The organism is Psychromonas arctica DSM 14288 (genome assembly GCF_000482725.1).
Lineage (GTDB): Bacteria > Pseudomonadota > Gammaproteobacteria > Enterobacterales > Psychromonadaceae > Psychromonas > Psychromonas arctica.
Genome location: NZ_KI519484.1, coordinates 26,903 through 41,260 on the forward strand (window position 1 = coordinate 26,903; position 14,358 = coordinate 41,260).

A 14,358-nucleotide genomic window follows, 5' to 3' on the forward strand; every position below is an offset into this window, starting at 1 on the left:
AGAACTCTGATAGAATTAAATGGAATAAGCCCTAATTTTAATTCATTCAATGATAAGCTGATAACATTATGAAATTACAACAATTACGTTACATTGTCGAAGTATTGAATCACAACTTAAATGTATCAGCAACTGCTGAGAACCTATTTACCTCTCAACCAGGTATCAGTAAACAAGTTCGTATGTTGGAAGATGAACTTGGCATTCAGATATTTGAGCGAAGTGGTAAACATCTCACTAAAGTCACCCCAGCAGGAAAAGAGATAATTCGCTACTCAACTGAAATTTTAGGCAAAGTTGAGAGTATTAAAGCGGTGGCTAATCAATATACTATGCCAGATCAAGGAACCTTGAATATTGCTACTACCCATACTCAAGCTCGTTACGCGTTGCCAGATGTTATTAAAGGTTTTATCAAGCGTTACCCGAAAGTTTCATTGCACATGCATCAAGGTACACCGACACAGATCAGTGAGTCTGTAGTTAAGGGTAAAACAGATTTTGCAATCGCAACGGAAGCATTACATTTGTATCAAGATTTGATTATGTTGCCTTGTTATCATTGGAATCGTTCTGTAATTGTCCCAAAAGACCATCCTTTAGCTAATATTAAACATTTAACGATTGACGACATTGCAAAACATCCAATTGTTACTTATATATTCGGTTTTACAGGTCGTTCAGAATTAGATGAAGCCTTTAATGCAGCTGGTTATAAACCAGATGTCGTGTTTACCGCAACAGATGCTGATGTAATTAAAACCTATGTTCGTTTAGGTCTCGGTGTTGGCGTGATCGCGACTATGGCGATTAATGAGGATGATGATTTTTGCGTGTTGGACGCAAGCCACATCTTTAAATCTAGTCTAACTAGTATCGGATTTAGAAAAGGGTCGTTCCTACGTGATTATATGTATGATTTTATGGTTCGATTCGCACCACACTTAACTCGACCTCTAGTTGAAAAAGCCATCCAACTTAAATATACCGCAGAAGTAAATAAATTATTTGAAGATATCGAGTTACCAACCCGTTAGTTTTGCAATGATATCATTTCTAATGGTACTAAATACTAAAAGCCCATCATGGGCTTTATTATTTGGCGGATTCAAGTTGAATCTAAATCAGCTAATCATTTTTTGTGTTTTTATTTGGTATTGGTTAGTTTACGACTCAACAAACCAGAACATATAACAGAATAAATAATCACTCCCTGATAAGGGTATAAATCAGTGATTGAGCTTGGCTAGTATGGGAAGAATTTTACTCACTTTATCGAAACACTCTTTATATTCACTTTCAACATTTGAATCCGCAACGATACCTCCGCCTGCCCAACAATATATCTGTTGGTTCTTACACACTAAAGTACGAATGGTTATACTGCTATCCATATCGCCATTACCATTAATGTAAGCAATGCTGCCACAGTATATTTCACGTTGAAATTTTTCTAGTTCACAAATAATCTCCATTGATCTTATTTTAGGCGCTCCAGTAATAGATCCACCTGGAAAACATGCTCTTAGTAGATCTTCACAACGGTATTGAGCATCTAATTGTCCTGTGACGGTACTCACCAAATGATGTACAGCGGGAAAGCTTTCAATATCAAATAACTTAGGCACTGAAACGCTGCCTGACTTACAAACTCGACCTATATCGTTACGCAATAGATCTACAATCATTAAGTTCTCTGCTTGATCTTTTTCGGAATCCAATAACTGTTGTTTGTTAATTAAATCCTGCTCAGGCTCTACATGGCGTGGTGTTGTGCCCTTAATGGGTTTGGTTTGAATCTGTTTGCCTGATAGAAATAAAAAACGTTCAGGTGATAACGATATAATTACTTGTTCTGGTAAACGAATGAAGGCGGCAAAGGGCGCCTTATTTTCCAGTAGCAAAGCTTGATAGGCCTGATATTCATCGCCCTGATAAGGTGCTTGAAATCGTTGTGCTAAATTAACTTGATAGCAATCCCCACTCAAAATATAGTTTTGAATTTTGTTAAATGAAGCTCGGTATTCAGCCTCGGTATAGTTAGAATGCCATGACTCTTTTAAATTGAATGTACTAGCCGTAGACTGAGCACCTAACCTTTCCTCTGCAAGTCGTTCAAGCCAACGATATCTAGACTGCCAAAGATCTTCGACCGTTTTATTTTGATTGGTTGTACGTTGCTGCACTAAAAAATATTGTTGCTGTTTAAGATGATATAAAATAGCCCAATCATAAAAGCCGCAATGAAATGGACCTAAGTCTAACCCTGAATTTTGTTGTTGTTTATGCAGTGACTCAAACACTTCTCCCATCTCGTAATGATAAGCTGCGATCACGCCACCGGTGAATGGATAATCGGATTGGTTATCATGGTGAAATAATTGTTCACGCATCTTTTTTTGTGCCGTTAAAGGATCTTTTCCCATATTGCTTTTTGTATCAGCAAGTCGGTCATGAAAAATTGCATCACTATCAAAAGAGGTGAGTGTGGCTATCGGATCTGCAGTGAAAATAGACCAATTACTATCAACATGTTCGGGGCTAGCTGATTCCAATAACATTGACCAATCTAAGCAAGAAAGTTGTTGCTTAATAAGAGTGATTATCTTTTCAGAAAAAAATAGTGGTTTTAAGAGTGTATTAGTTGATATATAAGTCATTTTTTCGTATTTAGTCAACATTTTTATAACAAAAAGTTAGGCGGATAAGGTCATCAATATTACCATTGTTTTATTGAAAACGGTTTACTATTTATTGGGAGCGACTGATGACAGTCATTAAAGAGCAAGATTTTATTAACAGCGTTAAAAATTCACTGCAATTTATTTCATATTACCACCCTTTGGATTTTATCCAAGCCATGGATAAAGCCTATCAAGCAGAACAAAATCCAGCGGCTAAAGATGCAATAGCACAAATACTTATCAACTCACGTATGTCAGCGGAAGGAAAACGTCCGATTTGTCAGGATACGGGTATTGTGACCGTATTTGTTAAAATTGGTATGAAAGTATCCTTTGATACTGAATTAACTGTACAAGAGTTAGTGGATGAAGGCGTAAGACAAGCTTACAACGACCAAAGCAATCCGTTACGAGCTTCGATTGTGGCTGATCCTGCTGGCGCAAGAAAAAACACTAAAGACAATACGCCTTCTGTCGTGCATGTTGAAATGGTCAAAGGCAATAAAGTAGAAGTCATGGTTGCAGCTAAAGGTGGTGGTTCTGAAAACAAATCTAAGATGGCGATGTTGAATCCATCTGATTCTATTGAAGACTGGATTGAGAAAACGGTTCCTAGCATGGGGGCAGGTTGGTGCCCACCTGGTATGTTAGGTATAGGCATTGGTGGTACTGCAGAAAAAGCGGCAGTTATGGCGAAAGAATCATTGATGGAACCGGTGGATATTTTTGAACTACAGGCAAAGGCAAAAGCAGATCCTGAATCATTGGATACCGACGAGAAACTACGTTTAGAAATTTTCAAAAGAGTAAATAACCTTGGTATTGGTGCACAGGGCTTAGGGGGCTTAACCACAGTACTTGATATTAAAATCAAAAGTTGCCCAACCCACGCAGCCTCAAAACCAGTGGTGATGATCCCTAACTGTGCTGCCACAAGGCATGCGCATTTCACTTTAGATGGTTCAGGTGAAGCAACATTAACGCCACCATCTTTAGATCAGTGGCCTGAAATTACGCGAGAAGTCGGCGAAAATGTTAAACGCGTTAACGTCAATGGTTTAACCAAAGAAGATATGAGCCAGTGGAAGAGTGGGGATACTATATTGCTGTCGGGCAAAATCTTAACCGGTCGTGATGCTGCACATAAACGTATTCAAGAATTAATCTCTAGTGGTAAAGGTTTACCAGAGGGAGTTGATTTTAAAGGTCGCTTTATTTATTACGTAGGGCCAGTTGATGCAGTACGTGATGAAGTGGTCGGTCCAGCGGGTCCCACTACCGCAACTCGTATGGATAAATTTACTGACTTTATGTTGGAAGAAACGGGCTTACTCGGCATGATTGGTAAATCTGAGCGTGGTCAACAAACAGTGGACTCGATTGCCAAGCATAAATCAGTATATTTGATGGCAGTGGGCGGTGCGGCTTACCTAGTGGCTAAAGCCATTAAGAAATCTCGCGTTGTTGCCTTTGATGACTTAGGAATGGAGGCTATCTATGAATTTGATGTTGAAGATATGCCCGTAACTGTCGCTGTTGATAGTCAAGGAAATAACGTACATGAGCAAGGTCCAGCTATTTGGAAAGCTAAAATTGCCGAAATAGACAGCAAAATGTCAGAATAGTCATGAAATTGATTGATTGAAAAAGTAGTAATGGTATAAAAGCATCAACGTATATAACTTATCATTACTAATAAAGGAATAAGTATGTTTGAACAAGTAAGTATGGCGCCTGCAGATCCTATCTTAGGTTTAACGGATGCATTCAAAAAAGACGAACGCGATTATAAAATCAATCTGGGTGTTGGTATTTATAAAAATGAAATGGGCCAAACCCCAATTCTTGCGACAGTGAAAGAAGCTGAAAAACGTCTACTTGCTGAAGAAACCACTAAAAGCTACTTAACCATTGAAGGAATAGCTGCTTATGGTGAGGCTGTTCAGACATTATTATTTGGTCAAGGCGCTGAAATAATATCTTCGAAACGTGCTCGAACTGCACAGGTCCCTGGTGGAACTGGCGCGCTGCGTACCGGTGCAGATTTTGCTGTAAGCAAACTAGGCATTAAAAAGATTTGGGTAAGTAATCCAACATGGGCAAATCACGGCAACGTGTTTAAAACCGCTGGTTTAGAAGTGGTTACTTATGATTATTATGATCCGGAAACAAAAGATTTAGACTTTGATGCCATGATTGCTTCATTGCAATCTGTTGAAGCTGGAGAGCTAGTATTATTTCACGGCTGTTGTCATAACCCTACAGGTATTGACCCAACACCAGAGCAATGGGATATTCTTGCAAAATTAATCGCTGAATTAGGTGCTATTCCATTCTTTGATTTTGCTTATCAAGGTTTTGGGAATGGCGTTGAAGAAGATGCACAGGGTTTACGTAAATTTGCGCAATATAATAAAGAGCTTTTGATTGCTAATTCATTCTCTAAAAACTTCGGTTTATATAATGAACGTGTTGGCGGTATAACACTGGTAGCAGAAAACAGTGAGATAGCAGAAGCTGCATTTAGTCAGATTAAATCAGGAATACGTTCTAACTACTCAAACCCTCCTTGTCACGGTGCTGCGATTGTCACAACAATTTTGAACGATCAAGTATTGTATGAACAATGGGTACAAGAAGTTGCTGATATGCGTAACCGTATTCAAGAAATGCGCGATTTATTTGTCGCAACACTTAAAGAGAAAGGTGTTCCTGGTGACTTTAGTTTCATTAGTCGTCAACTAGGTATGTTTTCGTTTTCTGGTTTGAGTGTTGAGCAAGTGAATCAACTTAAAGAAGAGTTTGCAGTTTACATTGTTGGTTCTGGCCGTATTTCAGTAGCCGGTATGACAAAAAATAACATGCAACCATTGTGTGATGCATTAGCAAAAGTTATCTAATTAATAACGATCTATTGATGTGATTCAAAAATATAGCTAGATTTAAAAGCGAGTTCAATTAGGACTGTCGTCAAATAACAGTTAACTAACAACTCGCTTCTTACAATCAGCACTATTGATCATCTATTCATTTCATTGTTCCAGTGATCTTTTGGCTGTTAAGTTTATCTTTTTGTGTTTTTTCTGATGATTTATTAATCATTAATAGAAACGTTTACTAGTTGATAAAAGCAGCACATTATTGCAATCAAAATATTGTTTTTATTCTTTTTATCTAGCTACACGAGATAAAGAGGATATGACATAATAGAGATCTATGAGTAAAAAAATAAATCAAAGTCTTTCATTTTTAACTAAATTGAAAAAGCTGCCAATATCTGCAGATGAAGTAAAATGCTTATTAACTACCACTGCATTTAAAACTGAGTTATTCAATCAAATTAATACTGCCACCAAACGTATCTATATCGCAGCTCTATATTTAGAAGCGGATGAAGCGGGTGCTGAAGTATTGAATGCATTATATGCGGCAAAAATACGTCATCCAGAAATGGATATAACCGTCTGTGTTGATTTTCATCGAGCACAACGAGGTTTGATTGGTTCAGTAAAGGGCGGAGAAACAAATACAACGTGGTATCAGCAGATTGCTAGTTTAAAAGGCCGTGGTGTTAAAATTATTGGTTTACCTGTAAAAAGAAAAGAACTATTTGGCGTCCAGCATTTAAAAGGTTTTATTTTTGATGACATGGTTTTTTATAGTGGTGCTAGCATTAATAATATTTACCTTCATCAACAACAACGCTACCGATTTGACCGTTACTGGCTGATCAAGGATCATGCTCTCGCTGATTCAATGGTGGATTATCTGCAGCAAGTTATCATTAACAGTGAAGCCGTGGTTGAATTAAATGCGCCTAGTGTTCCAAAGTTTAATGAATTTAAGAAACAACATAAGAATTTAAGCCGCAATTTAAAGTTAGCAGGTTACCGTTTTGACCCCGTTTACACTGATGGTTTAGCAATTCGACCGTTAACAGGGATTGGAACCAATAAAAATCTGTTAAATAAAGTTATTCGTGCCATTTTTCATTCTACAGAGAAAGAGTTAGTGTTATTCACACCATACTTTAATCTACCCACTGCATTGTCACGCGATATAACTGCCTTACTAAAGCGAAAAGTAAATATCACTATCGTTGTTGGCGATAAAACGGCTAATGATTTCTATATTCCTGAAGATAAACCATTTAAAACAATTGGTGCATTACCTTTTTTATATGAAGTGAATTTAAGAAATTTTGCAAAAAAACATCATACTTCTATTCTGCAAGGACATCTTAATTTACATTTATGGAAGCATGATACTAATAGTTTTCATTTAAAAGGTATTTATTCAGATCACCGATTTTCATTATTGACGGGGCATAATCTTAACCCTCGTGCATGGCGATTAGACCTAGAAAATGGATTGTTAGTGGATGATCCAAATCAACAGTTAGCAGGGCAAATGAATGAGGAGCTGAGTAATATCCTTGAACATACTCGACAAATTGGTAGTTATAAAGGTATTGACGACATTCATACTTACCCTGACAAAGTTAAGCAACTTATCTCTAGATTAAGAAGATTAAAAGCAGATAAGATAATCAAAGGCATTATTTAAGATAGTGCTTATTGAAACAATGCTGCTTTAAATATTGAATGTAGTAATATTAGGCAGCATTGTCCTATAAGCGTTGTCATCAAATAACATTATCCTTAATGATCATTATCAATTTATTGCATCAATTTAGGACTTATTTTTTCAGTTGATAAATTAGAAGCTAACAGAGATGTAGTTTAGTCTTTGTATACCTAAGTCATTAAATAGGAGTAAATAATTAAACAGGTTGCTCTGTGCCGCAGGTTTAATTTTTTTACATTCTCTCCATAATCATACGCCACCCTTTAATTTGTTTTCATAGCAAATCAATATTCCTAAAAAAATCACTGCTACGTTAACTATTCTCTAAAAATGTACTGCTATAGTGAATAGTTTTATCATGTTAATGCTCATATTTTGTGCTTATAAATTAGTAAAAACACTTATTTTTCAATAAACTGCTGACTATTTAATCGTTTGAACAGAAAACTGTTATTTATCTATTGAATTATCAATTAGCTTACGTATAATTCCTCGCATCAAGTGTTAAGACTTGATGCAGTGACAATGGTAGGCCTCTTGGTTTCTCGCATTGATAACTTATTAACCTGGTCAGAGCCGGAAGGCAGCAGCCATAGTAGGTGATTCAAGTGCCGAGAGTTTGCTGGGAGGTCTACCACCCACATAACTTCAGTCGAACAATTTTACTCACTTAATTGAACTCGCATAGCTAAATCCATATAATCATATTAAAACACTTCTCACTCAACTTTAGTCTCTTAAGGTCTAATTATGACCCAATATAATTCTCGATTTGATACATCTCTCAAAGCAAAACATTTTCTACCGAAATATTGGGGAACATGGGTTTTGTTGGGCCTACTATTTATAGCTAGTTTTATCCCGGCTAGTATTAGAGATAAATTTGCAGGGTGGTTAGCAGATCGCTTTTATAACGCAAAATTTCTCAATAAACGAAAAAAGATAGCATTTATAAATATTGGTTTATGTTTTCCTGAATATAGTGAACTTGAAAAAGATTTGTTGATGCGTGAAAATTTACGCTCAGTGGCACAAATTACCCTTGCCTTAGGTGAAATTGCATTTCGTAGTCCATCATTTCTAAAAAAACGTATTAACTTTCTCGGCGAACATTACGTTAAAGAAGCGGAAGAAGCAGGGCAAGCGATCATCTTTTTAGCGCCGCATTGTTATGGTCTTGATTTTGCGGGGGTCGCCGCTATTTCTGCACGTGGTTATCCTCTATCAAGCATGTTTAATGATTACAAAAATCCAATTTTCGATTGGTTTGTTACAAACTATAGAACGCGTTTTAGCCGTCTTAATGATAAAGGCACTTTGTATCACCGTAGTGAAGGTTTGAAGCCTTGTATTAAAAGTCTACGAGATAAAGCACATTTCTACTACTTGCCTGATGAAGATCACGGTCGTGATAGTAGTCTTTTTGCTCCATTTTTTGCTACACAAAAAGCAACCTTACCTGTTATTGGCCGATTAGCTAAATTAGGGCGCGCTATCGTTATCCCTACTTATACGTCTTATAACGCCAAAACAGGTAAAGTTGATGTGATCTGTCATGCGCCATTAAGTGACATTCCAAGTGGTGACGAGCAAAAGGATACTGACCTGATGAATGAAGCTATTGAACGGGTTGTTGATGAAAATAGGGCGCAGTACATGTGGACTTTAAAACTATTTAAAACAAGACCTGAAGTTGGTTTGAAAATTTATAAGCAAGGATAATGCTATAGGGAGTAATGCCAGTTATTCTCTTTCAAAGTCTATAAACTATTCCTTATGCATAAAACAATGGAAGACAGGTTGCTGTCTTTCACTGTTAGCGCGATTTCATAATAATTTGTAGCGTTGTTTGATTTACATTACTAGTGCTATCTAAGAGTTCACCATGGACTATCTAACCTCAGTTCTGGATAAGCAAAGCGATACAACACCCTTATTTCCGCGGATCTCTTCGTTAAACACTCTCTCAATAACCCGTTATTGCTTCAATAATTCGCCTTGAACTACGCAAAACTAGCGGCACTGTATAGCCCAAAAAATATAGCCTTATGATTTTAAATACAATTCCACTTTCATTAACAAGAATTGAGGTTATCTGAGATAAATAAAAGTGCTATAAAACTATTTTATTGTGCGTTAAACCGTTGTCCAGTAACTTCAATGCTTTCATCACCTAACAAATATAAATAAACATCTAATATTTGTTCTGGTGTTTTTAATAAACTCACATCTTCAGCGGGATAAGCACTTGCTCTCATTGCCGTTTTTGTTGCACCTGGATTAATCGCATTAAAGCGTAAGGTGCTATTCTCGTACTCATCAGCGATAACTTGCATCATGCCTTCAGTTGCGAATTTAGACACGCTATAAGGGCCCCAGTAGGCTCTTCCTTTGAGGCCAACACTTGATGTCGTAAAAATAGTACTCGCATGTGGTGCTTTTGCCAACACAGGGATCAGGTACTTGGTCATTAAAAAGGCAGCATTAACGTTGGTTTGCATTACTTCATCCCACATTTTACTCTCAACTTGTGTAAATGGACTTAATACACCTAGTTGACTGGCATTATGAACAAGGGCATCAAGTTTTCCATATTCACGTAATACAGTATCGGCAAGGTCTCGATAGTGTTCTTCTGATGCTCCGTTTAAATCCACAGGTAAAATAGCTGCTGATTGCTTATTTAATGCTTCAATTTGGTCATAAACAGCTTCTAATTTACTGACTGTTTTACCTAAAAGGATAACGTTAGCACCTAGTTCTGCACATTTTATGGCTAAGGTTTTACCTATACCTGCACCTGCACCGGTGATCAGGATAGTTTTATTTTCTAATAAATTATCAGGCGCTTTATAATCCATTTATTATTCTCTTGTTGTTAAAAAAAACAATATGATAGCTTTTTTTAAAAAAAACTCACAATCTCTTTTGTAGGTTGAGACATTTTTTGTCATTATGAGCACAATTAATTTATAAAGAGGATTTATTTTGGATTATTTAATGCAGTATGGGCTATTTTTAGCCAAAGCCGTGACATTTGTGATCACAATAGTGGCTATTTTGATTGCTATTATTGCTTTAACCAGCAAACAAAAAGCAAAAAAAGGTGAGTTGGAAATTACCGATTTATCAGAGCAAATTAATGAAACTAAAACATCAATAAGCGAGCAGTTATTAACACCCGCTCAATTAAAAGCAAAACATAAAGAAGACAAAAAAGCACATAAAGCAGAGCAAAAAGAACAAAAAGCATTAGCTAAAAAAGAAGTTAAAGCGACCATAAAACCGCAATTATACGTACTTGATTTTAAAGGCAGTATTGATGCTAAAGAGGTTGCTTCACTACGTGAAGAGATCACCGCGATTGTTAGCGTTGCTTCTGAAAAAGATGAAGTATTTGTGCGCTTAGAAAGTGGCGGTGGTATGGTCCATGGTTATGGACTAGCGGCTTCACAATTACAACGTTTAAAAGACAAAAATATTTCATTAACGATTGCCGTGGATAAAGTAGCAGCGAGTGGTGGATATATGATGGCATGTGTTGCAGATAAAGTCATTGCGGCGCCTTTTTCTATAATTGGCTCGATTGGTGTGATTGCACAAATTCCAAATTTTAATAAATTACTTAAAAAACATGATGTTGAATTTGAACAATTAACTGCAGGTCAATACAAACGCACGTTAACTATGTTTGGTGAGAATGATGATCTTGGTCGTGAAAAATTTAAACAAGAGCTTGAAGAGACGCACCAATTATTTAAACACTTTGTGAGTGAGCATCGTCCGCAATTAAACATTGATAAAATTGCAACGGGTGAACATTGGTATGGTACTCAGGCATTGGATTTAGAGTTAGTGGATAAGATTCAAACCAGTGATGATTATTTACTCGAACAGCTCGAATCTAAACATATTGTGCAAGTACAATACAAAAAAAGTAAAAAATTAGCTGAAAAGATAGGTAAGAGTGTCGCAACCTCTGTAGAATCCAGCTTATTAAAAATTATGCACAGTAATATTTCTAGACTCTTTAAATAGTTTACCTTGAAATAATTGCAAAAGCCGACTAAGAACCAGTCGGCTTTTATTTTTATTGTACAAAATGAAAGAAATAGGTTGCTATTCGTTAAAAGTTTGGATTATATAAAAAGAGAAATTCAGTGGACATGTTTACATTCCGTCTAAGACAAGACAATTTAGGTATCAAAGCAATATGAGCAAATCTCTAGTTATCGTAGAATCACCTGCCAAAGCAAAAACAATCAATAAATATCTTGGTAACAATTTTATTGTTAAATCAAGTGTTGGTCACGTACGTGATTTACCAACAAGCGGCAGTGCCAAAAAATCAATCGATGCTAAAAAGAAAAAATCTTTAGCTGGCCTAACACCCGCGCAAAAAGCAAAAGAAACAGCAAAAAGAACGCAAGCTGCACTTGTTACGCGTATGGGTATTAACCCAAATAAAAACTGGGAAGCGAATTATGAGATTTTGCCCGGTAAAGAAAAAGTTGTCGATGAGTTACTAAAATTAGCTGCTGATGCACCTACTATCTATCTCGCAACCGATTTGGATAGAGAGGGTGAAGCAATTGCATGGCACTTAAGAGAAATATTAGGTGGTGATGACAGTAAATATCAACGTGTTGTTTTTAATGAAATAACCGAATCTGCGATACAAGAAGCTTTCAAGCATCCAACTGAATTAAATATTGATGGTGTGAATGCACAACAAACCCGTCGTTTCTTAGACCGACTTGTTGGTTTTATGGTTTCTCCTTTACTTTGGAAAAAAGTTGCGCGTGGCTTGTCTGCAGGACGCGTTCAGTCTGTTGCAGTAAAGTTATTAGTTGAACGTGAACGTTTAATTAAGGCGTTTAATCCTGTTGAATTTTGGGATTTACATGCACAAACACTTGCGCAAGATAAAACACAGCTTCGCCTAGAAGTTTATAAATATAACGATAAAACTTTTGCCCCTGTGACTGAGCAAGAAACTGCTGCTGCAGTGGCTGCCTTAAAAGAGGCGACCTTCACGTTACATTCACGTGAAGATAAGCCAACTAAAAGTAAAGCAAGTGCCCCTTTTATTACTTCTACACTGCAACAAGCAGCGAGTACACGTTTAGGTTTTGGTGTTAAAAAGACCATGATGTTAGCACAACGTCTGTATGAAGCGGGTTACATTACTTATATGCGTACTGACTCTACAAACTTGAGTAAAGATGCGGTTGCCTCTGCACGTGATTTTATAGAAAAAGAGTTTGGTAGTAATTATTTACCGGAAGCGGCTGTTTCATACAGCAGTAAAGCAGGAGCACAAGAAGCCCACGAAGCGATTCGTCCATCGGATGTATTACAACGTGCTGAACTGATTGATATAACTGATAAAGACGCAAAACGTTTATATGAATTAATTTGGCGTCAGTTTCTAGCATGTCAAATGTTACCTGCACTTTATGATTCTTCTACCTTGGTGGTTGAAGCGGGTGATTACAAACTACGTGCAAAAGGGCGAACATTACGTTTCGCGGGCTGGACAAAAGCGCAACCAGTTACAAAAAGCAAAGCAGATGAAGTTAATTTACCGGACTTAAAAGCGGGTGAAGTATTAACATTAGTTGAGCTTGAGCCTTTACAACATTTTACTAAACCGCCAGCGCGTTTTTCAGAAGCAGCATTAGTAAAAGAACTTGAAAAGCAAGGTATTGGACGACCTTCAACTTATGCGAGTATTATTTCTACAATCCAAGATCGTGGTTATGTAAAAGTAGATAAACGCCGTTTCTTTGCTGTGAAAATGGGTGAAATAGTAACGGATCGCTTAACAGAAAACTTCACTGATCTAATGAGCTATGATTTTACTGCGGCAATGGAAGAAAAATTGGATGCGATTGCCGAAGGCAAAGCTGATTGGCATAAAGAATTAGACCGTTTCTATAAAAACTTAACGACTCAACTTGATACTGCAGAGTTACCCGTAGAAGAAGGTGGTATGCGTCTTAATGATCCGGTGATCATTGATGATGTCTCATGTCCAACCTGTGGACGACCAATGGGTATTCGTACCGCGAGTACCGGTGTATTTTTAGGATGTTCTGGTTATGCATTACCACCTAAAGAGCGTTGTAAAACAACCATCAATTTAGTTGATGGTGAAGAAGTTGAAGATATTTTAAGTTCAGAAGATCTTGAAACAGCCGCATTGATGGCAAAACATCGTTGTCCTAAATGTGATACTGCGATGGATAGCTACTTAATTGATGAAACACGTAAATTGCACGTTTGTGGTAATAATCCATTGTGTGATGGACATACGGTTGAAGTGGGCGAGTTTAAAATTAAAGGCTATGACGGCCCAGTTGTTGAGTGTGACAAGTGTGGTTCAGATATGCAGCTCAAAGATGGACGTTTTGGTAAATACATGGACTGTACTAATGAGGAATGTAAGAACACTCGAAAAATTCTACGTAGTGGTGAAGTTGCTCCTCCTAAAGAAGATGCGGTTCATTTGCCTGAATTAGAATGCGAACAAAGTGATGCTTACTTTATTTTACGTGATGGGGCTGCTGGTATCTTCTTAGCGGCTAGCACATTCCCTCGTTCGCGAGAAACACGTGCACCTAAAGTGGTCGAATTAGCGAAATTCCGTGATAGAATTTCTGAAAAGTTTTACTATTTAGCCGATGCGCCACAACAAGATCCCGATGGAAATTTATCAATTGTTCGTTATAGCAGAAAAAATAAAGAACAATATGTGATGACCGAAATCGATAAAAAGGCGACAGGTTGGACTGCAAAATATATCGACAATAAATGGGTCGAAGAGATCCCTAAGAAGAAAGTGGCTAAAAAAGCGAAAGCTAAAAAGTAACTTTTTTTGAATTTACAATGGCAGCTTTCGCTGCCATTTTTATATCTAATGAATTTTATAACTAATCAAAAAGGTGAATTAAGTATTTACTGTCTATGATTGCTTTTCGCGATATAGCATTAGCTTAGTGCTTGTTTTTTCATCATCTAGTAAGAATGTTATTCGCTTCAGTATGCTTGCTTGTTTAATTTTTTAAACATTTGTATATACTAG

9 protein-coding genes and 1 other RNA gene are annotated in these 14,358 nt (G+C 36.9%); 8 read left to right on the forward strand and 2 right to left on the reverse strand.

The window, feature by feature from the left end:
* Window positions 1-68 precede the first annotated feature (68 nt).
* Complete coding sequence (gene cysB, locus H592_RS0118820) at window positions 69-1,037, forward strand: HTH-type transcriptional regulator CysB (RefSeq protein ID WP_028870139.1); 969 nt, start codon at window positions 69-71, stop codon at window positions 1,035-1,037.
* 192 nt (window positions 1,038-1,229) lie between these two features.
* Here cysB and pabB read toward each other — a convergent pair whose 3' ends face one another.
* Window positions 1,230-2,681, reverse strand: coding sequence for an aminodeoxychorismate synthase component I (pabB, locus tag H592_RS0118825; RefSeq protein ID WP_245600452.1), 1,452 nt, complete (start codon window positions 2,679-2,681; stop codon window positions 1,230-1,232).
* 86 nt (window positions 2,682-2,767) lie between these two features.
* Here pabB and H592_RS0118830 point away from each other — a divergent pair, with 86 nt between their 5' ends.
* The 5 genes from H592_RS0118830 (at window position 2,768) to H592_RS0118845 (ending at window position 8,993) form a co-directional block, all read left to right on the forward strand.
* Window positions 2,768-4,309: a fumarate hydratase gene (locus H592_RS0118830; protein WP_028870141.1), complete on the forward strand. Its 1,542-nt coding sequence runs from the start codon at window positions 2,768-2,770 to the stop codon at window positions 4,307-4,309.
* An 84-nt stretch (window positions 4,310-4,393) separates the two neighbouring features.
* Window positions 4,394-5,584 (forward strand): amino acid aminotransferase, encoded by a 1,191-nt coding sequence (locus tag H592_RS0118835; protein ID WP_028870142.1) that lies wholly within the window; start codon window positions 4,394-4,396, stop codon window positions 5,582-5,584.
* Window positions 5,585-5,900: 316 nt separating this feature from the next.
* A complete protein-coding gene (pssA, locus tag H592_RS0118840) occupies window positions 5,901-7,250 on the forward strand; it encodes a CDP-diacylglycerol--serine O-phosphatidyltransferase (protein ID WP_037072227.1) in 1,350 nt (449 codons plus the stop codon).
* A 556-nt stretch (window positions 7,251-7,806) separates the two neighbouring features.
* An RNA gene (gene ffs / locus H592_RS23765) (signal recognition particle sRNA small type) lies at window positions 7,807-7,902 on the forward strand.
* 119 nt (window positions 7,903-8,021) lie between these two features.
* Entirely contained in the window at window positions 8,022-8,993 is a 972-nt protein-coding gene (locus tag H592_RS0118845) for an LpxL/LpxP family acyltransferase (protein WP_028870144.1), read from the forward strand.
* Between the two features lie 404 nt (window positions 8,994-9,397).
* Here H592_RS0118845 and H592_RS0118850 read toward each other — a convergent pair whose 3' ends face one another.
* Entirely contained in the window at window positions 9,398-10,132 is a 735-nt protein-coding gene (locus H592_RS0118850) for a YciK family oxidoreductase (RefSeq protein ID WP_028870145.1), read from the reverse strand.
* 127 nt (window positions 10,133-10,259) lie between these two features.
* Between H592_RS0118850 and sohB the strand changes: the two genes are divergently transcribed.
* Together sohB and topA are read left to right on the forward strand one after the other, a co-directional pair.
* Complete coding sequence (gene sohB, locus H592_RS0118855) at window positions 10,260-11,309, forward strand: protease SohB (protein WP_028870146.1); 1,050 nt, start codon at window positions 10,260-10,262, stop codon at window positions 11,307-11,309.
* Window positions 11,310-11,484: 175 nt separating this feature from the next.
* The gene (topA, locus tag H592_RS0118860; protein ID WP_028870147.1) at window positions 11,485-14,145 is read left to right on the forward strand and encodes a type I DNA topoisomerase; all 2,661 of its coding nucleotides are present in this window, start codon (window positions 11,485-11,487) and stop codon (window positions 14,143-14,145) included.
* The last annotated feature ends 213 nt before the right edge of the window (window positions 14,146-14,358 follow it).

Bases quoted from the DNA above. Each gene is read 5' to 3' on its own strand.
- cysB (WP_028870139.1), top strand. From the start codon at position 69: ATGAAATTACAACAATTACGTTACATTGTCGAAGTATTGAATCACAAC.
- pabB (WP_245600452.1), bottom strand. From the start codon at position 2,681: ATGTTGACTAAATACGAAAAAATGACTTATATATCAACTAATACACTC.
- H592_RS0118830 (WP_028870141.1), top strand. From the start codon at position 2,768: ATGACAGTCATTAAAGAGCAAGATTTTATTAACAGCGTTAAAAATTCA.
- H592_RS0118835 (WP_028870142.1), top strand. From the start codon at position 4,394: ATGTTTGAACAAGTAAGTATGGCGCCTGCAGATCCTATCTTAGGTTTA.
- pssA (WP_037072227.1), top strand. From the start codon at position 5,901: ATGAGTAAAAAAATAAATCAAAGTCTTTCATTTTTAACTAAATTGAAA.
- H592_RS0118845 (WP_028870144.1), top strand. From the start codon at position 8,022: ATGACCCAATATAATTCTCGATTTGATACATCTCTCAAAGCAAAACAT.
- H592_RS0118850 (WP_028870145.1), bottom strand. From the start codon at position 10,132: ATGGATTATAAAGCGCCTGATAATTTATTAGAAAATAAAACTATCCTG.
- topA (WP_028870147.1), top strand. From the start codon at position 11,485: ATGAGCAAATCTCTAGTTATCGTAGAATCACCTGCCAAAGCAAAAACA.